The organism is Kineosporia sp. NBRC 101677 (genome assembly GCF_030269265.1).
In the GTDB taxonomy this organism is placed as follows: Bacteria; Actinomycetota; Actinomycetes; order Actinomycetales; family Kineosporiaceae; genus Kineosporia; species Kineosporia rhizophila.
The window spans coordinates 1-22,920 of sequence record NZ_BSTA01000003.1 but is presented as its reverse complement, the minus strand read 5'-3'; the positions used below and the strand labels follow the sequence as shown (position 1 = coordinate 22,920).

24 protein-coding genes and 2 pseudogenes are annotated in these 22,920 nt (G+C 69.3%); 18 read left to right on the top strand and 8 right to left on the bottom strand.

The window, feature by feature from the left end; genetic code table 11:
* The first annotated feature begins 36 nt into the window (after nucleotides 1-36).
* Nucleotides 37-1,245 (top strand): RNA polymerase sigma factor, encoded by a 1,209-nt coding sequence (locus QSK18_RS09635; RefSeq protein ID WP_232812697.1) that lies wholly within the window; start codon nucleotides 37-39, stop codon nucleotides 1,243-1,245.
* Between the two features lie 22 nt (nucleotides 1,246-1,267).
* The gene (locus QSK18_RS09630) at nucleotides 1,268-1,930 is read left to right on the top strand and encodes a dihydrofolate reductase family protein (protein WP_352396509.1); all 663 of its coding nucleotides are present in this window, start codon (nucleotides 1,268-1,270) and stop codon (nucleotides 1,928-1,930) included.
* Between the two features lie 33 nt (nucleotides 1,931-1,963).
* On the opposite strand, the gene QSK18_RS09625 is transcribed toward QSK18_RS09630, so the two are convergent.
* Nucleotides 1,964-3,052: a glycoside hydrolase family 43 protein gene (locus QSK18_RS09625; RefSeq protein ID WP_232812695.1), complete on the bottom strand. Its 1,089-nt coding sequence runs from the start codon at nucleotides 3,050-3,052 to the stop codon at nucleotides 1,964-1,966.
* A gap of 184 nt (nucleotides 3,053-3,236) precedes the next feature.
* On the opposite strand from QSK18_RS09625, the gene QSK18_RS09620 reads away from it, so the two are divergent.
* Nucleotides 3,237-3,749, top strand: coding sequence for a SigE family RNA polymerase sigma factor (locus tag QSK18_RS09620; protein ID WP_232812694.1), 513 nt, complete (start codon nucleotides 3,237-3,239; stop codon nucleotides 3,747-3,749).
* Between the two features lie 2 nt (nucleotides 3,750-3,751).
* Nucleotides 3,752-5,131 (top strand): hypothetical protein, encoded by a 1,380-nt coding sequence (locus QSK18_RS09615; protein WP_285617965.1) that lies wholly within the window; start codon nucleotides 3,752-3,754, stop codon nucleotides 5,129-5,131.
* A gap of 51 nt (nucleotides 5,132-5,182) precedes the next feature.
* Here QSK18_RS09615 and QSK18_RS09610 read toward each other — a convergent pair whose 3' ends face one another.
* The 3 genes and pseudogenes from QSK18_RS09610 to QSK18_RS36255 all read right to left on the bottom strand — a co-directional run.
* Nucleotides 5,183-5,389: a hypothetical protein gene (locus QSK18_RS09610; RefSeq protein ID WP_232812692.1), complete on the bottom strand. Its 207-nt coding sequence runs from the start codon at nucleotides 5,387-5,389 to the stop codon at nucleotides 5,183-5,185.
* Between the two features lie 332 nt (nucleotides 5,390-5,721).
* Nucleotides 5,722-5,949, bottom strand: coding sequence for a hypothetical protein (locus QSK18_RS09605; RefSeq protein WP_232812691.1), 228 nt, complete (start codon nucleotides 5,947-5,949; stop codon nucleotides 5,722-5,724).
* A 151-nt stretch (nucleotides 5,950-6,100) separates the two neighbouring features.
* Nucleotides 6,101-6,346 (bottom strand): annotated as a pseudogene (locus QSK18_RS36255) (sigma factor-like helix-turn-helix DNA-binding protein); the annotation flags it as partial.
* A 244-nt stretch (nucleotides 6,347-6,590) separates the two neighbouring features.
* Between QSK18_RS36255 and QSK18_RS09600 the strand changes: the two are divergent.
* Nucleotides 6,591-7,298, top strand: coding sequence for a Type 1 glutamine amidotransferase-like domain-containing protein (locus QSK18_RS09600; protein ID WP_285617962.1), 708 nt, complete (start codon nucleotides 6,591-6,593; stop codon nucleotides 7,296-7,298).
* On the opposite strand, the gene QSK18_RS09595 is transcribed toward QSK18_RS09600, so the two are convergent.
* Nucleotides 7,273-8,184, bottom strand: coding sequence for an alpha/beta hydrolase (locus QSK18_RS09595; protein WP_285617960.1), 912 nt, complete (start codon nucleotides 8,182-8,184; stop codon nucleotides 7,273-7,275). The two genes, QSK18_RS09600 and QSK18_RS09595, sit on opposite strands and share 26 nt — an antisense overlap.
* 74 nt (nucleotides 8,185-8,258) lie before the next feature.
* Between QSK18_RS09595 and QSK18_RS09590 the strand changes: the two genes are divergently transcribed.
* A complete protein-coding gene (locus QSK18_RS09590; RefSeq protein ID WP_285617958.1) occupies nucleotides 8,259-8,705 on the top strand; it encodes a MarR family winged helix-turn-helix transcriptional regulator in 447 nt (148 codons plus the stop codon).
* 4 nt (nucleotides 8,706-8,709) lie between these two features.
* Here the strand turns inward: QSK18_RS09590 and QSK18_RS09585 are convergent, their stop codons facing one another.
* Nucleotides 8,710-9,330 carry a TetR/AcrR family transcriptional regulator gene (locus QSK18_RS09585; RefSeq protein ID WP_285617956.1) on the bottom strand — a complete coding sequence of 207 codons (621 nt, stop codon included), beginning with the start codon at nucleotides 9,328-9,330 and terminating at the stop codon, nucleotides 8,710-8,712.
* 114 nt (nucleotides 9,331-9,444) lie between these two features.
* Between QSK18_RS09585 and QSK18_RS09580 the strand changes: the two genes are divergently transcribed.
* The 4 genes from QSK18_RS09580 (at nucleotide 9,445) to QSK18_RS09565 (ending at nucleotide 12,252) form a co-directional block, all read left to right on the top strand.
* Nucleotides 9,445-10,551, top strand: coding sequence for an alkene reductase (locus QSK18_RS09580; protein ID WP_285617954.1), 1,107 nt, complete (start codon nucleotides 9,445-9,447; stop codon nucleotides 10,549-10,551).
* Between the two features lie 14 nt (nucleotides 10,552-10,565).
* Nucleotides 10,566-10,955, top strand: coding sequence for a DUF2256 and DUF3253 domain-containing protein (locus QSK18_RS09575; protein WP_232812685.1), 390 nt, complete (start codon nucleotides 10,566-10,568; stop codon nucleotides 10,953-10,955).
* 48 nt (nucleotides 10,956-11,003) lie between these two features.
* A complete protein-coding gene (locus QSK18_RS09570; protein ID WP_285617951.1) occupies nucleotides 11,004-11,837 on the top strand; it encodes a hypothetical protein in 834 nt (277 codons plus the stop codon).
* 76 nt (nucleotides 11,838-11,913) lie between these two features.
* Nucleotides 11,914-12,252, top strand: coding sequence for a winged helix-turn-helix transcriptional regulator (locus tag QSK18_RS09565; protein ID WP_285617949.1), 339 nt, complete (start codon nucleotides 11,914-11,916; stop codon nucleotides 12,250-12,252).
* Here the strand turns inward: QSK18_RS09565 and QSK18_RS09560 are convergent.
* Nucleotides 12,227-13,270, bottom strand: a complete 1,044-nt coding sequence (locus QSK18_RS09560) for an NAD(P)-dependent alcohol dehydrogenase (RefSeq protein ID WP_232812682.1) — start codon at nucleotides 13,268-13,270, stop codon at nucleotides 12,227-12,229. The genes QSK18_RS09565 and QSK18_RS09560 overlap by 26 nt on opposite strands.
* Nucleotides 13,271-13,453: 183 nt before the next feature.
* Between QSK18_RS09560 and QSK18_RS09555 the strand changes: the two genes are divergently transcribed.
* The 8 genes and pseudogenes from QSK18_RS09555 (at nucleotide 13,454) to QSK18_RS09520 (ending at nucleotide 21,808) form a co-directional block, all read left to right on the top strand.
* Entirely contained in the window at nucleotides 13,454-14,347 is an 894-nt protein-coding gene (locus QSK18_RS09555) for a helix-turn-helix transcriptional regulator (protein WP_232812681.1), read from the top strand.
* Between the two features lie 367 nt (nucleotides 14,348-14,714).
* On the top strand, nucleotides 14,715-15,599 hold the full coding sequence (locus QSK18_RS09550; protein WP_232812680.1) for a hypothetical protein: 885 nt from the start codon (nucleotides 14,715-14,717) through the stop codon (nucleotides 15,597-15,599).
* A 45-nt stretch (nucleotides 15,600-15,644) separates the two neighbouring features.
* A complete protein-coding gene (locus QSK18_RS09545; protein WP_232812679.1) occupies nucleotides 15,645-15,926 on the top strand; it encodes a hypothetical protein in 282 nt (93 codons plus the stop codon).
* A 163-nt stretch (nucleotides 15,927-16,089) separates the two neighbouring features.
* Nucleotides 16,090-16,601: pseudogene (locus tag QSK18_RS09540) on the top strand (molybdopterin-dependent oxidoreductase); the annotation flags it as partial.
* Between the two features lie 96 nt (nucleotides 16,602-16,697).
* Nucleotides 16,698-17,885 carry a serine hydrolase domain-containing protein gene (locus QSK18_RS09535; RefSeq protein ID WP_285617918.1) on the top strand — a complete coding sequence of 396 codons (1,188 nt, stop codon included), beginning with the start codon at nucleotides 16,698-16,700 and terminating at the stop codon, nucleotides 17,883-17,885.
* A gap of 265 nt (nucleotides 17,886-18,150) precedes the next feature.
* Nucleotides 18,151-19,284: a glycosyltransferase gene (locus QSK18_RS09530; protein WP_232812304.1), complete on the top strand. Its 1,134-nt coding sequence runs from the start codon at nucleotides 18,151-18,153 to the stop codon at nucleotides 19,282-19,284.
* Nucleotides 19,281-20,327: a hypothetical protein gene (locus QSK18_RS09525; protein ID WP_232812303.1), complete on the top strand. Its 1,047-nt coding sequence runs from the start codon at nucleotides 19,281-19,283 to the stop codon at nucleotides 20,325-20,327. The genes QSK18_RS09530 and QSK18_RS09525 overlap by 4 nt, the downstream gene beginning before the upstream one ends.
* Entirely contained in the window at nucleotides 20,324-21,808 is a 1,485-nt protein-coding gene (locus tag QSK18_RS09520) for a glycoside hydrolase family 130 protein (protein WP_285617909.1), read from the top strand. Before QSK18_RS09525 ends, QSK18_RS09520 begins: the two co-directional genes overlap by 4 nt.
* On the opposite strand, the gene QSK18_RS09515 is transcribed toward QSK18_RS09520, so the two are convergent.
* Nucleotides 21,748-22,782 carry a glycosyltransferase family 4 protein gene (locus QSK18_RS09515; protein WP_232812301.1) on the bottom strand — a complete coding sequence of 345 codons (1,035 nt, stop codon included), beginning with the start codon at nucleotides 22,780-22,782 and terminating at the stop codon, nucleotides 21,748-21,750. The genes QSK18_RS09520 and QSK18_RS09515 overlap by 61 nt on opposite strands.
* Nucleotides 22,783-22,920 lie beyond the last annotated feature (138 nt).

Here is a 22,920-nt window from a genome sequence, read left to right as displayed (position 1 = left end):
CACGGGGAGCAGGACGCCCGGCGCACGGTCGAGGCGGTGTGGCGGATCGAGTCGGCGCGCATAGTGGGCGCGCTGGCTCGCTACACCAACGACTTCGCGCTGGCCGAGGACGTCGCCCAGGAAGCACTGGCCGAGGCGCTGCAGGGGTGGCCGAAAGACGGGGTACCGCCGAACCCGGCGGGGTGGCTGTACACGGTCGGCCGCCGCCGGGCTGTCGATGCGTTCCGGCGGCGCTCGGGGCTGGATGAGCGGTACGCCGTTCTGGCCCAGGGGCTGGAAGAACAAAGCACGGACGTCCTGTGGGATCCGGATGCGATCGACGACGACGTCCTCGCCCTGCTCTTCATCGCCTGTCACCCGGTGCTGTCCGCAGAAGCCCGGGTGAGCCTGACCCTGCGTGTGGTGGGCGGCCTGACCAGCGAGGAGATCGCCCGTGCCTTCCTGGTGCCGGTGCCCACCGTCCAGGCCCGGATCACCCGGGCCAAGAAGACGCTCGCGGCCGCGCGCGTGCCCTTCGAGGTACCACCGGCAGACGAACGAAAGGCCAGGCTCGCAAACGTCCTCAATGTGCTCTACCTGATCTTCACCGAAGGATCGACGGCCACCTCGGGCCGGGACCTGCTGCGCACCGACCTGGCCGACGAGGCCCGGCGGCTGGTGCGGGTACTGGCCCAGTTGCTGCCCGACGAGCCAGAGGTGTTCGGCCTGCTGGCGCTGATGGAGCTGACCGCGGCCCGGTTCCCGGCCCGGGTCGGCCCCGACGGCGCCGTGATCCTGCTGGAGGACCAGGACCGGCGCCGGTGGGACCGCGCGGCGGTCGCACGCGGGAAAGGCGCTCTTTCGCAGGCCGCTTCGATCGGTCGAGGTCTGGGGGCGTACGGTCTGCAGGCAGCGATCGCTTCCTGCCATGCGGCCGCTCCATCGGTGGAAGGCACCGACTGGGGGAGCATCGTGGTGCTTTATGAGGCGCTGGGCCGGATCGCGCCCTCCCCGGTTGTCGAACTGAACCGCGCGGTGGCGGTTTCCATGGCTGATGGCCCGCAGAATGCGCTGGCCATTGTGGACGATCTCGCGGTGGATGGGCGGTTGGCCGGCTCTCACCTGCTGCCGAGTGTCCGGGGCGAGTTGCTGTTCCGCCTCGGACGCACGGTGGAGGCGGGCCGCGAGTTCGAGCTTGCGGCCGGGCTGTGCAAGAACGAACGCGAACGAGATCTATTGCTGAAGAAGGCCAACCGAATTTCTTGAGGACGATTGTGAGGCTCAGTAAGTGACGCGGACACGGATTCACAACTTGTCCATCTCGCTGGACGGTTTCGCCTGTGGTGAGGGCCAGAGCGCCGAGGCGCCGATGGGCCACGCCGGGCACCGGTTGCACGAGTGGATGATCGCTACTCGTTTCGGAGCCCCGATCATGGGGCTTTCAGGCGGAACCGCCGGGCTGGACGATGCTTTTGCGCAGCAGCACGAGCCCGGCATCGGGGCCGAGATCATGGGCTCGAACAAGTTCGGCCCTCCGGGCTGGCAGGACGATCCGGAGTGGAAGGGCTGGTGGGGTGAGAACCCGCCGTTCCACACGCCTACGTTCGTGCTCACCCACCGGCCCCGCACTTCGATCGAAATGGCTGGTGGGACAACCTTTCACTTCCTCGACGTCTCGCCCGTCAAAGCCCTGGACCTGGCGCGTGAGGCGGCCGGCGGGCGGGACGTACGCATCGGCGGCGGTGCCACGATGGCCCGGGACTTCATCGCCGCCGGGCTGGTGGACCACATTCATCTGGTGCAGGTGCCGATCGTGCTGGGCCGGGGCGTCCGTCTGTGGGACGGCTTGGAAGGCATGGAGGGCGACTACAGCGTGGAGGCGGTCTCGGCGCCAAGTGGCGTCACCCATCTCACTTTCACGAGACAGTCGTCCCTCGTGGGGCTCTGCTGAGCCGAACAGCCCAACAGAACCCCACGACGTCTTCTATTCGAAGAACTTCAGACTCCAACCACGGTCGGAGGTTTCACCCGGAACGTTGGAGCGGGTGTACGTGACATCGCCCCACCAGGTGAAACTGCCGGTGAACCAGCGCCGGTTGTCCCAGGTGTACCCGGTGCCCTTGGGTACGGCGTGGAACATCAACGGGAACCGGGGGCCGGCCGGTGGGCTGGTGTTGATGTCCCCGTCCAGCAGCACGAAGGTGTGGTGGCCGGGACCGTTCACGTGCAGGGTCGGGTCCCAGCCCCTCGTCAGGGTGGCCGGGTTGGAGCCGAACAGGCAGCCGTTGGACTTGTACCAGTCCCAGACGTACGCCGGGTTCCCGCCCTTCTTCAGCCGTAGGTCGGCCAGGCAGTACTGGTCGCTCCAGGAACCGTTGGCCGAGTACACGATGTGCAGCTGGCCGTTCGGGTCCTTGATCGCCTCGGGCCCCTCGTTGATGTAGGGGTTGCCGACCACGCGCTCCCAGCTCTCCCGCGGCTGCGAGACGACCGAGCGGGCGCCGGTCGTGGTGGTGGGGCTGGACATCCTGGCGATGTAGAGGTTCTGCTCGACGTTGGTGTCGCCCGCCCATCCGGACCAGACGAACCACAGCTGGTTCTCGAACGTGAACGCGGTGCCGTCGATCGCCCACTTGTCATCGGGCAGGCTCATTCTCGTGGGTTGACCGTAGCCGCTGGTGGGCGAGTTCGAGCTGATCACGTACATGCGGTGGGCCGCGCCGGCGCCGGCCGCGAAGTACACGTAGTAACGGCCGCCGATCCGGACCAGTTCGGGGGCCCAGACCTCCTGCAGGCCGTTGTTGGCCCAGATCCGCACCCGCTCGCTGCCGGCCAGGGCGGCTGGGCTGGAAGCCGAGCGGGTGTAGAGGTGCCCGCCGGCCGACTCGACCGAGTAGTACGTGCCGCCGACCCGGATGACGCTGGGGTCGGCGATCGGTGGGGGAGGGGCGGCCTGGGCCGGCCCGGTCATCAGCAGGCCGATCGACAGCGCCGCCACCAGGGCGGCTACGGCCACTCCCAGAGCCTTCCTCAGGCGGAACGGCTTCGGTGTGCTTCCTTGCTGTGGCGCCATTTCTGCTCCTCAGGGATGGAGCCCGCGAGGGAGGTGGCGCTGGCCTGCTCCCTCGCAGGCTCGGTGCAGTGTGTGACGGGAGCCAGTGTAATTCGCGCAGCCGGTCCAACTGCTCTCAACCGTTCGTGTCCTCATCGCGTCAGTTTGGGCATGATGAGGAATCGCGTAGCAGTTGGGGGGAAGCATGCGCGCTCAGGGTGAGGAGGCCTTCCGGGCCTTCGTGCGGCAGGAATGGAGACATCTGGTCCACACGGCCTATCTGCTGACCGGCGACCGGAATCACGCCGAGGATCTGGCGCAGACGGCGCTGGAGAAGATCCACCGGCAGTGGGGCACGCTCGAGAATCCCGGCGCCTACACGCGGCGGGTCATGGTCAACACAGCCATCTCCTGGCGCCGGCGGCGCAGTTACGGCGAGATCCCGCACGAGCCGCAGGACACCGCGTCCCCGGGCGACGACTTCGACCAGATCGACCAGCGGCACCAGCTGGTCAAGGCCCTGCGCAGGCTTCCGCCCAAGATGCGGGCGGTGCTGGTGCTGCGCTACTTCGAGGACCTTCCCGACCTCGAGATCGCCCAGACCCTGGGCTGCTCGACCGGGACTGTCAAAAGTCAGGCTTCCCGGGGCATTCAGCGGCTTCGGGAGCAATTCGAGATCACCGATCCGGGGCTTGCTGCGGCCTTCCAGAGGAGCTGATGATGAACATCGAATCCATGCTCCGCGAGGGGCTCGCCGAGGACGTCCAGCGAGTTCCCGTCGCGGACGACCCGTGGCCCTCCTTCGCCCGCCGCGAGGTGCGCCACCGCCGCGTGAAGCGCACGCGCATCGCCGCAGCGAGCCTCGTCCTGGCCGGGGCGATCGGGCTGCAGTCCGGGCTGGTACCAATGCCTGGCTGGGCGCCGGGTCTGGCTGTCGCGTCGATGAACGACGAACTGATCAACAGTCCGCTGCGGGGCTCGCTGGCCGGCGACACGGCCTGGCTCGACGGGATGCGGGCAGCGATCCCCGACCTCCCGGACGAAGAGGGATCCGGATACTGGAAGGTGCGTCGGGACAAGATCAGGTTCCTCTACGCCAGCGATGTCGGCGCCTTCCGGATGGTGCTGGCCTACGTGCCCCTGCAGATGGGGGTCCTGGCTCAGCCGCAGCTGGTCTGGTACCAGGGCCCGGCGGGGGCGGCGCCGGAGGCGATGGACTGGTCGTCCTACGGTGATGCCGGCGAGAGAGTGACCGCGAACCTGGGCATGGCCCCGGACGGGACGAACGTCTTCGTCGTGGTGGGGCCGGCAGGCAGCCGGGCGGCGATTCGGCCGGGCTTCGAGTTCACCGCTGAGGGGCGGCTGAAGATGGACGAGCCGATGGGCGGGATCGGGAACACGGGAGTTGCCGAAGCAGTCCTGGAGCCGACCTATTCTCTGGAGCCCCTGGGGGTCGTCGAGTACGAGGGGAACGTCGACGAGGTCGGCTTCGGCGGCTCGTTCAACGGCCCCGACCCTACCGGCGAGATCCTGGAGTCGTTGGTGAAGAAGGTTCGGGGCGACAACGACTTCGACTACGAACTGCTGCACACCTTCGTCGATTCGGCCCTGTGGCGGGCCGGGGTCCCGCTCGAGGGACTGCTGATCGACCTGCGCTGGACCGGCGTCGTGAACGGTTCCCCGGCGGCGCTGTTCACCGTTCAGGAACCCGGCCACGGCGTGGTGGCCTTCGCCTTCCACGGAACCACCGAGTCCTTCAGCGCGGATCTGGAGATGCTCATGCCGGCAGCCGGTGTCGAGGACCGGCCGATCGCCTGGCGTATGCGGGGCGAGGAGCACGGGGACATCGAGACCGACCGGGTGACCGTGATCGCTCCGGAGAAGGCGGCGTCCGTGTCGTTGGAGATCACTGGGCAGGCGCCGGTCGACGTCGTCCTGGACGAGACCGGGAAGGGGGAGGCGACGGTGGAGCCCGACCAGGAGGCCTCGGTGGTGGCGCATCGCGCGGACGGGTCGGAGTTGAGCCGCTCGCCGGTGCTGCCGTTCGAGGGCCGGGAAACCATGATCGGTGAGACCCGGGGAACGCGGCTGGTGCCGTAGGTGCAGGCCCTGGGTGTGCTTGCCGACGCGCACCCAGGGCCGAAGGCCGTCCTACTTGCGCGGGCCCTCCTTGCGGGGCCGCGCAACCTTGGGTGCCGCGGGTGCCGCCTTGCCCCGATCTCCGGCCGGGGGCTGGATGTTGCGCAGCGACTCCACCAGTTCGGTGAGTCGCCGCGACGTCCTCACGGCCTCCGGCAGCCGGCCGGCGCGCAACTGAGCGCCGAGCACGCGGTACTCGCTGTCGATCATCTCGCTCATCCGCTGGCCGCGTGCTCCAGGGCCGGGACGCGTCGACGGAGGCGCCTCGGACTCCGGTGAGCCGGTGCTGTTCTGTCGTCCACGGGCCGCCGACCCGGTCGTTCGTGCCATTCGGTGCTCCCTGGTGTGCTCAAGTGTCAGGCGATTGTCTCCTGTCGCCTCGCTGCGCATCGGCAATCCTCTCGAACAATGGACGCCGGTGGGCACCGTGGTCAGTGCGGTCCAGCGAGGGCGCGTACGGGCTGAGCACACATGCGTCGAGAACTCGTGTGGGTGGGGGCGGCGCATGCACGCCACCCCCACCCCCTCGTCCCCTCCGGTTCCCCCCGGGCTTACGGCACCAGACGCGTTCCCTTGGCCTCGCCGAGCGGGCCCGCCTCCCGGAACGGGAGCAGGGGAGTGGAACCGATCTCGTCGCCGGCACTGTCGTAGGCCGTCACCGTGGCCTGGTCGCCGGGATCGACGGTGGTCTGCGCACTCCTGGAACTGTCCAGTTCCAGCAACTGCGGCTGTTCGCCCTGCACGGTGAGTTCGAGGCGTTCGGTGCTGGGGTGGCGCAACGACGTTGACGTTGTTCGTCTTGCCCCGGCCGTTCTTGGCGTACAGGCGGTAGGCGATGGGCCGGGCGGCGGCACCCTCGGCCGGCATCAGCACCTGGTAGTCCGCGATCTCGCCCTGATCTGTCGCCCGGTAGGCGAAGGCCAGAAACCCCTGGCTCTTCACGCTGCCCACGGAACACCCCAGGATCCGGGCGATCTCGGGATCCGGGAGGTCCTCGAAGTAGCGCAGCACCAGCACCGCCCGCATCTGCGGCGGAAGCGCCTGCAGCCCGGCGAACAACTGGTGGTGCTGTTCGACCTGCTCGAATCCACCCGGCTGGTAGGTGGTGTCGGTGGGCTCCTGGGGCACCTCGCCGAAGCTGCGCTTGCGCCGCCACGAGGTGACCGTGTTGATCATCGTGCGGTGCACGTAGGCCTTGGGCGAGTCCATCGCCGAGACCGAGCGTCACCTGCGGTGGGTCTTCTCCAGCGCGGTCTGGACCAGATCTTCGGAGTGGTCCCGGTCACCGGTCAGCAGATAGGCCGTGCGGGTCAGCGAGTCCCACTCCTTCTGCATGAAGGCGCGGAAGCTCTCCTCCTCGTCCTGCGGTCTTGCCGGGCAGTGCTTTGTGGCCTCTCGGCGGCTGTGGTTGGCTCGGGCGGTGAATCTTCTGCTGACGTCGGGCGGTCTGCGCAACGGCTCAATGCTCGGTGCGCTGCGGGACATGCTGGGCAGGCCGTTCGCGGCCGCCAACGTGGTGTACATCCCCACGGCCTCGGTCGCCCAGCCGGGAGACCACGGCTGGCTCCTGGAGGACATGAACCGCCTGCACGGCCTGGGCTGGCGCGAGTTCGACGTCCTGGACCTGAACGGCCTGCCTCCGCAGGTGGTGCTCGAGCGACTGCGGCACGCCGACGTCGTCTACGGCAGCGGTGGCAACCACTACCACCTGGCCCGCAGCATCACCGGCAACGATCTGGCCGACGGCTTCCTGGAGGCCCTGGAGAGCCGCGTCTACGTGGGGCTCAGCGCCGGGTCGATGATCTTCAGCCGTAACCTCACCGAGCACTCGGCCCGCGTCATCGGCGACAGCGCCGATCTGCACCTTCTCGGTGCGACCACCGTGGAGTCACCCTTCGGGCTCTTCGACTGGTACCTCAAGCCGCACCTGTACTCGCCCGACTTCCCGGAACGCGACGACGCCTGGGCCGATCGCATCGCCGGGCAGGCGGACTTCCCCATCTACTTCATCGACGACGAGTCGGCCGTCCGGGTCGTCGACGGCACCACGGACGTGGTCTCCGAAGGGCGGTGGCGGTTCCATCCCGACGCGAGCGCCGAGGTCACCTCCGGCGCAGACGCTGGGTGACGAAGAGGGCCGCACGGTCCAGGGCGTCGTCGGCCTCGTCCAGCCGGCCCGCGAAGATCTGGAACACGTGCGGCACCCCGGCCACCACGTCGAGGATCACGTCCACCTCGAACTGCCGGGCCCGTTCGGCCAGCCGGGTCGAGTCGTCCAGCAGCACCTCGTTGGTGCCGACCTGCAGCAGCAGGGGCGGAAGTCCGGTCAGGTCGGCGTGAACGGCGGGGCTGAGCAGTTCGTGCGCCGCGTCCGCGTCGCCCTGGTACAGATCCAGGGCCGGGGCCAGGCCCTCGCGGGTGAAGATGGGGTCGATCCCGGCCTTGCTGTCCATGCTGGCGCCGGTGCGGGTGGCGTCCAGGCCGGGTGAGAAGGCGACGATCCCGGCCGGTACAGGTAGGCCCGCTGCTCGGGCGGCCAGGCAGGTGGTGACCGAGAGGCCGCCGCCGGCCGAGTCTCCGGCGAACACCACCGATGCCGGATCGGTGCCCTGGCTCAGCAGTTCCCGATAGGCGGCGACCCCGTCCTCGACGGCGGCCGGGAACGGGTGTTCGGGGGCCAGTCGGTAGTCCACCGAGATTGCCCGGACCCCGCTGCGCACAACCAGATTCGCGGTCAGGGCGATCGCGGTCTCGGGTGAGCCCAGGCTCCACGACCCACCGTGGAAGTACAGGATCGTGCCGGGCCGCGCCTCGCCCTCCGTCTCGACCGTCACCACCGGTCGGCCGCCGAGCGTGCCGGTTCCGCGCCGCCAGCCCTTCGGTACCTGCCCGAGGTTCGCCATCAGGGCCGCGAATCCGGCCCGCTGTTCCTGGATCGAGGCCGGCTCAGCGGGTGCAGAGGGTGCCGGCCGTCGCAGTTCGCTGTCCGCGGCCCGGCGTTGCTGCTCGCTCATCGTGAACTCCCTCGAGAAACATGCCCAGGAACTATATGCCCAGGCATCTACTTGCCTCGAGTAATGTACATGCCATGGCATCTAGTTGGGGCTTCTTCGACGATCTGGTGCGCCTGGAGACCCGGCTCTACAACGCCCTGGCCGAGGAGGTCCGCGCCCGGCACGGCATCTCGATGGGCCAGTTCGAGTTCCTCAGCCACCTGAACGAGCATCCCGGCTCGCGGGTCGGGGACCTCGCCGTCAGCTTCGCCATCGGGATCGGGGCCACCAGCAAGGGCATCGACCGGCTGCAGAACCTGGGCTGGGTGCAGAGGGTGCCCAACCCCGCCGACCGGCGTTCCTCGCTGCTGGAGCTGACCGAGGCCGGGCGCGACGTCCTGGAGACGGCCCGCGGCACGGTCGAGGAGCGGCTCGCTCAGCTGCTGGACCTCGACGCCGAGCAGTTGGCCGTGGTGGCCGCTGCCGTCTCCGTCCTGCGCCGCAGGCTCGAAGACGACCAGGTCGGCCTGCCCGTCGGCTGAGGGGTTACTGGCCGACCGCGTCCATGGCCCGGTCGAGCAGCACTTCCCGGGGCACCGCCCCGCCGCAGACGCGCCAGGTGTCCAGGGCTGCGTTCCAGCACTCGACCGCCGAGGCCGCCAGGGCGCGGGGGCGGGGGTCCTGCTCGGCCGGCCCGTCCTGGGGCAGCCGAGCGGCGATCAGGGGGCGCAGGAGTTCTTCCCAGCGGTGCTGCTTCTCCCGCCGTCGCGCGCGCATCGTGGGATTCGCCTCGAGCATCCGCTCGAACTCCATGGCCTGCTCCAGCGTGGCGCCGTTGAGCTCCAGGAGGATGTCGAACGTGCGGCGCAGGGCCTGCCAGGGGGATTCGGTGCCGGGTCGCGCGGCGAGGGCCTCGGCCAGCTCGGGGCCCAGCTCCTCGATCCAGATCAGGACCACGTCTTCCTTGGTGCCGAAGTAGCGGAAGAACGTGGTGCGGGACAGCCCCGCTTCGGCGGCGATCTGCTCCACCGTGGTGTTGGTGCAGCCCTGCTCGGCGAACAGCCGGGTCGCGATGCCGCTCACTTCGGCGCGCATCGCCTGCCGGGTCCGCTCGCGCAGTGAGCCGGGACCGGGTCGGATCTGGGGCCTTTGCGGCACATCAGTCACGTGATGGAGTCTACTGCGTCCCCGACTGGTACTCAGTACCAACTCGGGCTAGCGTCCCAGTCGTTGACCGCATGCCACCACCGGCGTGCCCGGAAGCAAGATCGAGGAACCCACGTGACGCCCCAGCCCCGCCCCGAGAAGCTGTTCACCCCTCTCACCCTGGGCGCCCTGCAGTTGTCGAACCGCCTGGTCATGGCGCCCCTGACGCGTACCCGCACCGAGCCCGACGGGGTGCCCACCGACCTGCACGTCGAGTACTACCGTCAGCGCGCGTCCCTCGGCCTGATCGTCACCGAGGGAACCTGGCCGATCATCGAGGGGCGCACCTGGATGGGGCAGCCCGGCCTGCAGACCCCCGAGCAGATCGCCGGCTGGCGCCGGGTCGCCGACGCGGTGCACGAGGCCGGCGGCCGGATCGTCGCGCAGATCATGCACGGAGGCCGCATCTCGCACCCCTCGATCACCGGCACCGGGCGCACGGTTGCCCCCAGCGCCCTGGCTGCTCCCGGCGAGATCCGGACGGCAGACGGCGGCAAGGCCGCCCTGCCGGTGCCCGAAGCGCTGACTGGAGGCGAGATCCCGTCCATAATCGAGGGTTTCGTGACGGCTGCGCGCAATGCTGTCGAGGCGGGCCTGGACGGCGTGGAGATCCACGCGGCCAACGGCTACCTCGTGCACCAGTTCCTGGGCAAGGCCTCCAACCAGCGCACGGACGAGTACGGGGGCTCCCCGGCCAACCGGGCCCGCCTGGCGATCGAGATCCTGACTGCGGTCGCCGAGGCCATCGGGGCCGAGCGCACGGGCCTGCGCATCTCGCCCGAGCACAACATCCAGGGCGTGGTGGAGGACGACCAGGAGGATCTGGCTGCTACCTACACCGCGCTGGCCGAAGGGCTGGCGCCGCTGGGCCTGGCGTTCGTGGACATCCTGCACGTCGAGCCGTCCGGGACGCTGGTGCAGCAGTTCCGCAAGACCGTCCAGGCGCCGGTCATCCTGAACTCGGGCTTCTCGGTCAACACCACCCGCTCCGAGGCCATCGACCTGGTCCGCAACGGCCACGCCGACGCCGTCGCAGTCGGCCGCGCCGTGATCGCCAACCCGGACCTGGTGGCCCGCTGGCACGAGGGCGCCACCGAGAACGCCCCCGACCCGAGCACCTTCTATGTTGGTGGCGCCCACGGATACACCGACTACCCCACGCTGGAGCAGGGCGCGGCCTGAGCGAAAGGTCTGCCATGGGTTCTTCCCCCACCAAGGTCTGCGCGTCGTGCGGGCGCACCATCGCGTGGCGCAAGAAGTGGGCCGCGAACTGGGACGAGATCCGCTACTGCTCGCAGGCATGCCGTCGCACCAGGGTCGGCGACGTGGGGCGGAGACTCGAGGGGAGCATCCTGGAACTCGTACGTCACCGGGCCCGAGGAGCGGGCGTGGACCCGAGCGAGGCGCTGCGCTCGCTCGGGCTCGGGGACGAGCAGCAGTACCGGGAGGCGGCCCGGGCTGCTGCCCGGCGGCTGGTGGCCGCCGGGCAGGTCGAGATCGTCCAGAACGGACGAGTGGTGGACCCTTCCCGGGCCAAGGGCGCCTTTCTCGTGCGGAGCGTTCCGTCAGGTCCCCGCTCAGCGTGATCGATACTCGCTTGCTGCTTCTGGCCACCGACGGCTAAGCAGGGTCTCTTGCACTTTCGCCCCGCCACCGCGCGCGATCTCGAGACTCTGCTCGCCTTTCCGGTCGACCCGGTGATCGGCGGCATCGGCCCGGACCGGCTCCGTGAGGAACTGGCGGCCGGGCAGATGCGCCTGCCGTGGAGTTGGCTGGTCCTGGACGACGAGGGCGTCGTGGTCGGCCGCGCCCTGTGGTGGGGCCGGTCCGACAGCGTCACCCCGTTGGCGCTGGACTGCCTGCACCTGCTGGAGCGTGTCGACGACCGTGCCGCCGTCGCTGGGCACCTCCTGCAGCAGGCTCACGCCGGCTTTACCGCTGTGAGACATCCCCCTGAGTACCAGCTCACCCTGCCCACGCACTGGCGCCGCGACCCGGCCTCCGTCGACGCGGTGTCCTGGCGCGTCGCAGCTGCGGCCCTCGCCGGTCTGAGCGAGCAGACGGAACGGCTTCAGTATGAGTGGATCCCCGGCGACCAGCACCCAACTTCCTCGCAGCGTCTGCGCTTTCGTGCTGGCGACGAGCAGGAGTTCCTCGCTCTCTTCGAACAGGCTGCGGTTGGCACACTCGATGTCACCACCCGCAGGGCGCTGGTGGTGATGGACCCGGCAGCCCAGGCCCGCGACGACTACAACTTCTACCTCAACTGCCCCGGCGAGCGGGCCTGGTGGCGCGTCGCCACTGCACCGGACGGGGAACCGGTCATCCGCCTCCACGCGGACGCCGGAGCCGAGCGCGTTACCGCCACCACCGACGTCATTAATGTTCCGATGGCCGCTGCGTTCGACCGGGCCGGGTTCCGGGTGACCGAGACGCGCCTGATGCTCGAGGGCAGGACGACCGGCTGAGTCCAGGTTGCGGCTGAGTCCAGGTTGCGGATGAGTCCAGGTTGCGGACCGGTGAGTCCTGACCCTGATCAGCGGAGTGCGACGGCGATCGTCTCGGCCGGGGTCGCGGTGGGCCCTCCGATCAGGCGCCGCAGGTCGCCGGAGTTCGTGTACTGCTCGGCGGCAGTTGCGGCAGGAGCTCGAGGGGATCAGCGAGAAGATGTCCACCCAGACGCTGCGCACCCTCGAGCGCGACGGGCTGCTGGTGCGCACGGTGTACCCGAAGGCCCCGATCCGGGTGGAGTACGAGCTGACGCCGCTCGGCCAGACCCGCCGGGGTCCGCTCAAGGCCCTTACCGAGTGGTCGGTGCAGCACGTCGAGGAAGTCGTCGAGGCCCGTCGGGGCCGGATCAGCGCAGGGTGTCGATGTCGATGACGAACCGGTAGCGCACGTCCGAGGAAAGGACGCGCTTGTAGGCGTCGTTGACCTGGGAGGCGTCGACGACCTCGATCTCCGGGGCGATCCCGTTCGCTGCGCAGAAGTCGAGCATCTCCTGGGTCTCGGCGATGCTGCCGATGCTGGAGCCGGCGAACGAGCGGCGATTGCCGAACAGCGTGAACACGCCCACCGGGAGCGGCTCGGGCGGGGCGCCGACGCTGACCAGGGTGCCGTCCAGGCGCAGCAGGCGCAGGTAGGCGTTCAGGTCGACCGGGGCGCTGACCGTGTTGATGATCAGGTCGAACGTGTTGGCCAGGTCGGTGAAGGTGGCCTCCTCGCTGGTGGAGCGGTAGTCCTTGGCTCCGTGGCGCAGGCCGTCCTCCTTCTTGGACAATCCACGCGAAAGCACCGTCACCTCAGCGCCCTTGGCCACGGCGATCTTCACGGCCAGGTGGCCGAGGCCACCCATGCCCACGACGGCGACCTTCTTGCCGGGGCCGGCGTTCCAGTGGGCCAGCGGCGAGTAGGTGGTGATCCCGGCGCACAGCAGGGGAGCGGCCGCCTCGTAGGGGATGGCCTCGGGGACCTTGAGGACGAAGTCCTCGTCCACCACGACGTGGGTGCTGTACCCGCCCTGGGTGATGGTGCCGTCGCGGTCGAGGGAGGTGTAGGTCTGGGTGTTGCCCTTGAGGCAGTAGTTCTCCATGCCGGCCTTGCAGTTCTCGCACTCGCGGCAGGAGTTGACCATGCAGCCGACGCCGACCCGGTCCCCGACAGCGTGCTTGGAGACGTCGGTGCCGACTTCGGTGACGACGCCGACGATTTCGTGCCCGACGACCTGCGGGTAGGCGATCGGACCCCATTCGCCCCGGACGGTGTGGATGTCGGAGTGACAGATCCCGGCGTAGCGGATCTGGATCAGCACGTCCTTCGGGCCGACGTCGCGGCGCTGGATCGTGGTGCGGACCAGGTCGCCGGTCGCGGAGGGCGCGGCGATGGCGTTGACGTTCAGCATGGTTCTCCAAAGAGGCTTGCTGGGTGGGCAAAGGAGCGGATTTGCACGGTTTGGACAGGGGAGTGCCGACAACGGCGTCCGCGGTTACAGACAACACTTCTCGGCAGTCCGGTGGGAGTCACTGTCGAAGGACGTACTGGCAGGGAACCCCACGCGGCTGCTGGTGGGCCTAGCCTCGAGCGTATGGACAACCGGTCGGAGGTGCGTGACTTCCTGATGTCGCGCCGCGCCAAGCTCACCCCGAAGGATGCAGGTCTTCCCACCGGGGTGAACCGGCGCGTGGCCGGGCTGCGCCGCGCCGAGGTCGCCGTCCTGGCCGGGATCAGCGTCGAGTACTACTCGCGGATCGAGCGCGGCGACATCGCTGGTGCGTCCGCATCTGTGCTGGATGCCCTGTCCCAGGCCCTGAAGCTCGACAGGACGGAGCACGCGCACCTGCTCGACCTGGCCCGGGCCGCCGACGGCATCCCCGCCGCCCGACGGCCCCGCCGCCGCCCGAACAAACCCGTCGATTCGCGGCCGGCCATGCAGTGGATGCTCGAGGCGATCACCGGAGGCCCGGCCATCGTGCGCAACGCCCACCAGGACGTCGTGGCGATGAACGCGCTCGGGCGGGCGTTCTACGCGCCGGCGATCGGTGATGGTGGCCGGCCGGTGAACCTGGCCCGCTTTCAATTCCTCGACCCGGCCTCACGTGACTTCTACCCCGACTGGGAACTGTTCGCCGACATGTGCGTCGCGATCATCCGCGCAGAGGCCGGGCGCGACCCCCATGACCGGTCGATCCAGGACCTGGTGGGCGAATTGTCCACGCGAAGCGAGCTTTTCCGACGTTTATGGGGGGCTCATGACGTGCGTACCCACGGTGCGGGGACGAAGCGGTTCAATCACCCGGTCGTCGGTGAGGTCACACTGGCGTTCCAGGAACTGGCCCTGACCGACGAGCCCGGCCTGGTCATGCTGGTCTACACCGCCGAGCCCGGCTCGGCGTCTGCCGATCGGCTGGACCTGCTGGCGTCCTGGGCCAGGACCGCGGCCGAGGATGTTGAGAACAGCTCAGACGTCGCCCGTTCCTGAGTGCGCACGCGCAGTTCTCCGGCCAAAAGTTTGCTGCGCTTTGTCCTTTGCCGACCAGGTGCCCACGGTGTCAGATACGGACCAGGCCGAGGGCTACTGTGTGGGTGTGGCAGCTTCTGAGGTATGGGTTCGTCGGCGCAACGGGATCGAAGAGATCGGACGGGCTCAGCCACAAGGCGCTGGATACGTGGTCACGTGGACGGGGGAGCAGCCGGTCGAGGTGCCGCGGCGTCCGTCCGGGGTGAGGTGGGCGCCCGATGGCAGCCTTGCGGCCCAGGTCTTCGCCGACGGGGCGGCGGTCGGCCGGCAGTTGACGAAGTCCGCCGACGACGTCGTGCGACAGCTTCTCCGGGAGGAGGCAGTCGTCATGACCACCCAGACGATCGTCGCGCGCCTGATCGAGCTCAACGTGTCCAAGAGCGATGCCAACAAGGCCGTCAAGAGGGCGGAACCGGGGCTGCGTCAGGATCCGCACATCGTCTACGACCCGGAGGGTGGGGCCGAGCAGTTCGCGTGGTCGGACTCGCCGGTCCCGGTCGATCCGGACGCCTTCTTCAGGGGAGGCCGGTGGCCGCAGGTCCTGGAACGGGCCGCCGTCGGAGTCACACCTCAGCAACGCGATCTTCTGCGTGATCGGGCGCTGGAGGACCCTCAGGTGACGGATCTGACGCGGGTGGCGTTGGCTGCAGTGGGCGTGCTGCCCTGGCCCGAGACCGACGTCGTCCAACGTCTGACGCGGCGTTCCGGCGCCGGGACAGCCCTGAAAGATCTGGCCGAGAACGTGCTCGCCCGGATACGTGCGGCCGCGGTCGAGCAGGGCCGGGTGGACGTCCTGCTGTTCCTGGTGCGTGCGGAGAACACGTCCAGGGCGCTGACCGGACTGGCGAAAGACATCAACGATCTTCAACCGGCAGCGGGACTCGTCGAGGAGACGCTGCGTTCCCTGCACAACGACCTGGGGAGCCGTCGCACCACCGGGGCACAACGGACTGCGATTCTCCGGCGTCTGCCCCTCCTGAGAACCGAGCGGCAGGTGGGAGCCGCGCTGGGCCTGTGTGCGTTTCTCGACGCGGAGCGCGAATTCAGTGCACTGATCGCTTGTCTGGATAGCGAGCAGGTCCTGTCCCTGCCGGACCAGGTCTGGGCGGAGGTCGTGGGAGGGCTGCGTCGGCCGGCTCGCGAGCACCTGGCCGTGGTCGCTGAGTCTGAAGCCCTTCGTGCCCGGCTCCTGGGATCGGCCTTCTCCGGTTGAACGAAGCACGCTCGAGGCGACTGCTGCACGAGTGAGGAGATCCAGGTGCCCGATGCGCGATGCATGCACAATCAGCCGCCCCGCCCGCCCCTGTCCTCGGTGCCGGAGCATTCCGTGACACGAGGCGTCGTCTGCGCCCACCAGTTCGGAGTCGGCGTCTATTTGCTCGACGTCGGCGATTTCGGGCACGTCAACGTCCCGGCCCTGGGGATGAGCACGCCTGGGGGGCTGGATGACTTCCCGCCGGTCGGGACCCTTCTCTCACTGACGGTCTTCAACAGAGGCGCCTACGGCCAGTTGCGGTTGGGTGTCACGGCCTCGCCCTAGTCACTGGCTTGCTGATCCGACCTGACAACACGATCCCTTGCGACGTCGGGCCGGTCCGTGCGGGTTGGCCAGCCTGAGCGGGCCGCGAGTCAGCACTATTTAGACCAACTTCGTACAGAATATGAAGGCCTTATTCGGGAACAGAGTCGTTGCATGCCCTCGTGTGCCACCCGACCACGGATTCCCGGTGCGGGTCGTGGTGCCGTCGTGGATCGGCATTGCGTCGATCAAGTGGGCATCGAGGTGTCCAACGAGCCCCTGAGCTCTCCCTGGTCCACCAACTACTACCGGCGCTTCGGGCCGGACTACCCGCCCGAGGGCAGCGGCCCGCTGACCCGGCAGGTCGTGAGGAGCGCCTTCGAGCTGCCCTTCCCCGCCAGTGTCCCCGCCGGCCCTCAGGTGCTGACCGGACGCTCGTGGTCGGGCGGTGGCCGGATCCGGCACGTCGAGGTCAGCACCGACGGAGCCAGCTGGCGCCGCGCAATCCCGCACGGCCCCTCCGCTCGGGACGGCTGGTCGCGCTGGAGCATCCCGTGGCGGCCTTCGGCGGGTTCCTACGAGGTGCGGGCACGGGCGGTCGACGAACACGGCAACACCCAGCCGGAGGTGGCGGAGTTCAATTCCTTCGGCTACCTCTTCGATGCTGTGGTCAAGCACCCCGTCACGGTGGTCTGAGCCGCCCCTGTTCGGCGTGGGAGCTCCAGGTCGGCGTACGGCGTTCGGCAAGATGCACCGGACGCCTACGCCCGGCCACGAGGGAGACCCGACCCGATGCTGCTCCATGCGCTGGCGGTGACTCTCTTCATCGGTGCTCTGGCCGGCCCGGCTGATGCGGCCGAGCTGAGCGATCTGCAGCGAACCGCCCAGGCCGTGGTCAGAACCGGGCCCGTCGGCCACCTGGCCCGGGTGAACGACGGGCGCACCGTTCGCACCGCCACCGCAGGGCTGGCCGACCGTGCGACCAAGCGCAAGCTCCGCAACCAGGACCAGTACGAGGCCGGCAGCCAGACCAAGACCTTCATGGCCGTCCTGACCCTCCAACTCGTGTCTGAGCGCAAGGTGGCCTTGGATGCCCCGATCGAGCGGTACTTGCCGGACCGGATACCCAACGGCGCGAACATCACCGTGCGCATGTTGCTGCAGCAGACCTCCGGGCTGTTCAACTACACCGACGACGGGCCGCTGACCGGGCAACTGCTGGCCGCACCGGAAACGCCGGTGAGCCCGGAACGCCTTCTCCATGCGGCCTTCTCGCATCCGCCGGTCTTCGCCCCCGGCGCCGGCTGGGCCTACTCCAACACCAACTACGTGATCATCGGGAAGATGCTGGAAGAGGTCACCGGGAAGTCGCTGGCCACCCTGCTGGAACTGCGCATCGCCCGGCCATTGCGCCTGCACGACACCTACCTGGCCGACCCCTTCCCCAACCGCACCGGCCGCGGTTACGCGCACACCTACCTGGCCGATGTAGGCGCCAAACCCGTGCAGTACACCGATACCACCGGGTGGCCGCTCAGCTGGGCCGGGGCGGCCGGAGCCGTGGTCTCCACCGCCCAGGACCTCAGCACCTTCTATTCCGGCCTGCTGGCCGGAAAGGTGCTGCCTGCATTGCAAATGCGGCAGATGCGCACCACGGTCGATGCCACGCACTACTTCGGTGCCCCCAGCGGTTACGGCCTGGGGATTGTCCGGACGAAGACGTCCTGCGGCACGATCTGGGGCCATGACGGTGCCACCTTCGGCAGCATCAGCGCCACGTACGCCAGTGCTGACGGCCGGCGCACGTTCGCCGGCGAGACCAACACCCGTCCGTACGCCACCGACCAACGAGACCCACGCCGTCTCAAATTCAGTGCGGCCCTTGCGGAAGCCCAGATCACCGGGATCTGCCAGATGTTCGGCAAGAAGGTCTCCAGCGCCGGGAGGGCCACAGGTGCTCTGGAACTGAACCGCTTCTGACCGGACCGCGCCCCCCCGAGATCGTCGCTGGTCTCCGGGGCGAGCGTCGGCGCCGTCGGATCGAGGCCTGGTACGGCGGCGAGAACCGGCGGGCTTTGCCATGCAGGTACAGTCATGGTGTCTCTCGGCTTCCAGGTCGCTGAACCGACCGGTATTCCGCCGATGCTCGAAAGAGCCGATTCCTTGCGCAGGTGGGGTGTCGGAGCGACCGCCCGCAGGTCTCGAGCCTGCTGGGGGTGCCGCTCGACCGAAAGGCCCCCGAGCCATGACGACCCGATTCGGCTACGTGAGTTCGTACCCGCCCACCCGCTGTGGCCTGGCCACCTTCACCGCAGCGCTGTACCGCGAACTGGAGACGGCCGGTGGCGGCCCGGGCCGTGTGATCCAGGCCGTCGACCGCCCGGCGCCGGCGGCCTCCGAGGAGGTGGTGGGCAGCCTCGTCGCGGGGGAGGCCGGCGGCGGTCTGCGTGCGGCCGCCCTGCTGAACCAGGGGGACGTGGCGATCATCCAGCACGAGTACGGCATCTACGGCGGCGCCGACGGCGATGAGATCCTGCCGCTGCTGGCCGCCCTGACGGTGCCCTCGATCGTCGTCCTGCACACCGTGCTGAGCGAGCCCACCCCTGGTCAGCGCGCGGTGCTGGAGATGGTTGCGGGCCTGGCCGGTGCGGTGGTCACGATGACCATGACCGCACGCGACCGCCTGGCCGGTGGCTACGCCGTGGACATGGCCAAGGTGAGCGTGATCCCGCACGGTGCCCCGATCACGTCCCTGCCGTCGGCCCCGGTCAGCCCGGGCGCCGCGAACCGCCCGACGATCCTCACCTGGGGCCTGATCGGGCCGGGCAAGGGGATCGAGTGGGGCGTGGAGGCGATGGCCCTGCTGCAGGACCTGAGCCCGGCACCGCGTTACGTCGTGGCCGGCCAGACTCACCCGAAGGTTCTGGCCCATGCGGGCGAGAGCTACCGCCACGGGCTTCAGGCCCGAGCCCACGAGCTGGGTCTGGACGAGTCGGTGATCTTCGACAGCCGCTACCTGACCAGCGACGAGCTCAACGATCTGGTGGCCCAGGCAGACATCGTCCTGCTGCCCTACGACTCCACCGAGCAGGTGACCTCGGGCGTGCTCAGCGAGGCGGTGGCCGCATCCAAGCCGGTGGTGGCCACCCGTTTCCCGCACGCCCAGGAACTTCTGAGCACCGGTGCCGGCCTGCTGGTGCCCCATCGTGACCCGGCCGCCCTGGCCGTGGCCCTGCGCACCCTGCTGACCCACCGGGACATCGCCGAGGGAATGAGCCGGGCCGCGGTCGTCGCGGCGCCCCGGACGCTCTGGCCGGCGGTGGCCCAGCGCTACCTGAACCTGGCCGAGCGCCTGATCAAGGACCGGGTGAACGTGTGATCCCCACGAGTACACGTACCGCGCCCGGGCCGAGGTTCGAGCACCTGCGGCGGCTGAGCACCGGCCCAGGGCTGTTCGAGCACGCCGATCATCAGCAGCCGCGTCCTGAGCACGGCTACTGCCTGGACGACGTGTCCAGGGCCCTGGTCGTGGTGTGCCGTGAGCCCGATCCCGACCGCAGCCTCCAGGAACTGGCCCAGACGTACCTGGACTTCACCCTGGCCGCGCTGCAGCCCGACGGGAGCTTCCACAACCGGATGCGCGCAGACGGCAGCTGGGCCGACGCACCCGTCGCCGGTGACTGGTGGGGCCGGGCCGTGTGGGGTCTGGGCGTGGCCGCCACCCGCGGGCCCACCCTGGAACTGCGCCGGCAGGCGATGGACGGCTTCACCGTGGCCTCCCGGGCCCGAGTCAGCCCCCATCATCTGCGTCCTGGGGTCTTCGCCGCCCTGGGCGCGACCGAGGTGGCCGCAGCGGATCCAGGTAACGAGGACGCCCGGGAACTGCTGAGGGATGTCGTGCGCACGGTCGGGGTGCCCTCCGCGGCCATGGTGGACCCGTTCTGGCCCTGGCCGGAGCGGCGGCTGAGATACGCCAACGCGGCCGTTCCCGAAGCGATGATCGTGGCCGGGACGGTGTTGCAGGACCGGGCCGCCCTGGATCACGGATTCCGACTGCTGGACTTCCTGGTCCGCATCGAGACCCGCGACCGGCACTTCTCGGTGACCCCTGTCGGTGGCCGGGACCGGGCCGCTGCGGAGCCGGGGTTCGACCAGCAGCCGATCGAGGTCTCGAGCCTGGCCGATGCCTGTGCCCGGGCCTACGACCTGAGCGGTGACGAACGCTGGCGACGGGGTGTCCGGACGGCCTGGGCCTGGTTCCTGGGCGACAACGACTCCCGGACGCCGATGTTCGACGCCGAGACCGGCGCCGGATTCGACGGCCTGCTCAGGGCGGGCCGAAACCTCAATCAGGGAGCGGAGTCCACCCTGGCCGCTCTCTCCACCGCCCAGCAGGCCCAGCGCCTGGGGGTGTTCTCGTGAGCTTGGCCCATGACACCGGTGCCTCGGTGCTGCCCCAGCCCGAGCGGGTGATCGCGCGGTTGTTCGTGCCGGGGGAGGAACTGACGCCTGGGCGATCGCGCCGCGCCGCAGTGGCCGAACGCGTCCTGGACCTGCCCGAGCCGGAAGTACAACGGCTCGCGGCCCAGCTCCTGAAGGACTTCTCCAGCCGCCACCGGGGCTATCCGGACCTGCTGCGCGCGCACGCCTCGATGGTCCATCCACCCGTGCCGCGGCAAGTCCCGATGACACCGGACCGGACTCTGCTGATGGGGGCCACCTTCACCAACGAGTACGCCCTGGAGGGGGCGGCGATCTGCAATCCCAGCGCAGTCGCGCACCCCGACCAGAGCGGGCTGGAAGCCGGCCAGGTGCGCCTGGCGATCAGCCTGCGCTCGATCGGTGAGGGCCACCTGTCCTCGATCGGTTTCTGTAGCGCGGTGGCCGGGCCGGGCGAGAAGTGGGTCTTCGAGCCGCGCCGGCTGCCCGCCGTCGTCGGGGTCAACTCCTCCGCCCGCTGGCGCCGCGATCATCTACGGGCCGTACTGGCCGACCGTGGCGCGGTCGACGGGCTGGCCCACAGCCTGCTGGCGGCCCTGCCGGAACACTTCACCGAGGCCGGCCTGGAGGCCGCGGTTGCGGGGGTGCACCAGAACCTGCTGGGGCACACCGGTGGCCAGGCCACCCTGGAACAGGTGCGTCACCTCGTGACTTCCGCCTACCAGGTGAGCTTTCCCGAGGATGTCGAGCTCAGTCAGCGGGTGCTCTTCCCGGCCACCGAAGAGGAGAGCAACGGGCTCGAGGACGCCCGCTTCGTGCAGTTCACCGAGGACGACGGCAGCCTCGAGTACCGGGCCACGTACACCGCCTACGACGGGCACCGCATCGCGCCCCGGCTGCTCACCAGCCCCGATCTGCGCACCTTCCACGCCCACCGCCTGGCCGGCCCGGCGGCCCGGAACAAGGGCATGGCCCTGTTCCCGCGGCGCGTCGGCGGCGAGTACCTGGCCCTGTGCCGCTCGGACGGCGAGAGCACCAGTCTCGCGCGCTCGGCCGACGGTTTCCTCTGGGACGAACCGGTTCCCCTGCAGGTGCCGCAGTTGCCCTGGGAGGTCCTGCAGGTGGGCAACTGCGGTTCGCCGATCGAGACCGACCGGGGCTGGCTGGTGCTGACCCACGGTGTGGGGCCGATGCGGGTGTACGCGATCGGGGCCCTGCTGCTGGATCTGGACGACCCGCGCCGGGTGCTGGCCCGGCTGGACGAGCCGTTCCTTCGGGCCGCCCCCGACGAGCGAGAAGGCTACGTGCCCAACGTCGTGTACTCGTGCGGCGGTGTGGTGCACGAGGGGCGGCTCTGGCTGCCCTACGGCATCGGGGACGCCCGCATCGGGGTGGCCTGGGCCTACGTGGAGGAGCTGCTTGACGCGATGTCTGCGGTCACGGCAGCGAACACGTCTTCGTAGGCGCGAACCATCCGCGCGTCGGTGAAGCGCTCCTCGACGTCGTCCCGGCAGGTACGACGATCGAGGGCCGCCACCGAGGCCACCGCCGCGACCGCGCTCTCCAAAGTCTCAACCAGATAACCGGTCCGGCCGGGCCGGATCAGCTCGGGCATCGAGCCCAGCGGATGAGCGATCACCGGCGTCCCGGTGGCCAGAGCCTCCACCACCGACAGGCCGAACGGCTCGGCGAAGCCGATCAGGTGCAGCAGGGCCAGCGCCCCGCCCAGCAGCCGGTCGCGTTCTGCGGGCCCCACCGGGCCGAGGTAGGTGACGTTCGCCTGGTCGATGTGCGGCCGGACCAGCTCGGTGAAATAGGCCTCGTCCTGAATGATCCCGGCCATGACGAGGGGCAGACCGACGCGCCGGGCCACCTCGATGGCCAGGTGCGCGCCCTTGTCAGGGTGCATCCGCCCCATGAAGAGCAGGTACTCGCCCGGGTCGGGGCGGAAGGTGAACTGGGCCAGGTCGATCCCGTGATGGATCGTGGCCCGGTAGGGAAGATCCGGGTGCCGGTCCGCATCACTGATGGAGACGTAGTGCGCCACATCGGCATACGCCCGGTACACCGGGACGATGGCGGGTGAGGAGAAGCCGTGGACGGTGGTGACCATCGGGACGTCCACCAGGCGGCTGTAGGTCAGTGGCAGGAAGTCGAACTGGTTGGACAGGACGTCGAACTGCGCCGCGCGCTCGAAGGCCGCCGAGATGTGCAGGCACTCGTAGACCTTGGCGTCGAGCGATCGGTCCTCTTCGTAACCCGTGGGACTCTCGGCGTGCAGCCGCGCTGCGGTGATGGAATCGGCGGTGGCGAAGAGGGTCACCTCGTGCCCGCGGGCGACCAGCCCTTCGGCCAATGTGGAGGCCACTTGTTCCCACGGCCCGTATGCCCGCGGCGGCGTGCGATGCGCGACCGAGGCGATCACCCCGATTCGCATGAGACCCACCCTAGTAGTGCTTTGTTAGGTTGGTACGAGTTGGTGGCATTGGGGGCAGATCCCGCGCCAGGTCGCGATCAGGTACTGGAGTTCGCGGAGGATGGCGTAGAGAGTGGGAGCTGCCCGCTGGCTTTTGGG

What these genes read in the sequence shown, in the direction of transcription:
- QSK18_RS09575 (WP_232812685.1), top strand. Translation starts at nt 10,566, where the DNA reads ATGGGTTCTTCCCCCACCAAGGTCTGCGCGTCGTGCGGGCGCACCATC.
- QSK18_RS09530 (WP_232812304.1), top strand. Translation starts at nt 18,151, where the DNA reads ATGACGACCCGATTCGGCTACGTGAGTTCGTACCCGCCCACCCGCTGT.
- QSK18_RS09615 (WP_285617965.1), top strand. Translation starts at nt 3,752, where the DNA reads ATGAACATCGAATCCATGCTCCGCGAGGGGCTCGCCGAGGACGTCCAG.
- QSK18_RS09550 (WP_232812680.1), top strand. Translation starts at nt 14,715, where the DNA reads ATGACCACCCAGACGATCGTCGCGCGCCTGATCGAGCTCAACGTGTCC.
- QSK18_RS09535 (WP_285617918.1), top strand. Translation starts at nt 16,698, where the DNA reads ATGCTGCTCCATGCGCTGGCGGTGACTCTCTTCATCGGTGCTCTGGCC.
- QSK18_RS09620 (WP_232812694.1), top strand. Translation starts at nt 3,237, where the DNA reads ATGCGCGCTCAGGGTGAGGAGGCCTTCCGGGCCTTCGTGCGGCAGGAA.
- QSK18_RS09595 (WP_285617960.1), bottom strand. Translation starts at nt 8,184, where the DNA reads ATGAGCGAGCAGCAACGCCGGGCCGCGGACAGCGAACTGCGACGGCCG.
- QSK18_RS09515 (WP_232812301.1), bottom strand. Translation starts at nt 22,782, where the DNA reads ATGCGAATCGGGGTGATCGCCTCGGTCGCGCATCGCACGCCGCCGCGG.
- QSK18_RS09590 (WP_285617958.1), top strand. Translation starts at nt 8,259, where the DNA reads ATGGCATCTAGTTGGGGCTTCTTCGACGATCTGGTGCGCCTGGAGACC.
- QSK18_RS09610 (WP_232812692.1), bottom strand. Translation starts at nt 5,389, where the DNA reads ATGAGCGAGATGATCGACAGCGAGTACCGCGTGCTCGGCGCTCAGTTG.
- QSK18_RS09560 (WP_232812682.1), bottom strand. Translation starts at nt 13,270, where the DNA reads ATGCTGAACGTCAACGCCATCGCCGCGCCCTCCGCGACCGGCGACCTG.
- QSK18_RS09555 (WP_232812681.1), top strand. Translation starts at nt 13,454, where the DNA reads ATGGACAACCGGTCGGAGGTGCGTGACTTCCTGATGTCGCGCCGCGCC.
- QSK18_RS09625 (WP_232812695.1), bottom strand. Translation starts at nt 3,052, where the DNA reads ATGGCGCCACAGCAAGGAAGCACACCGAAGCCGTTCCGCCTGAGGAAG.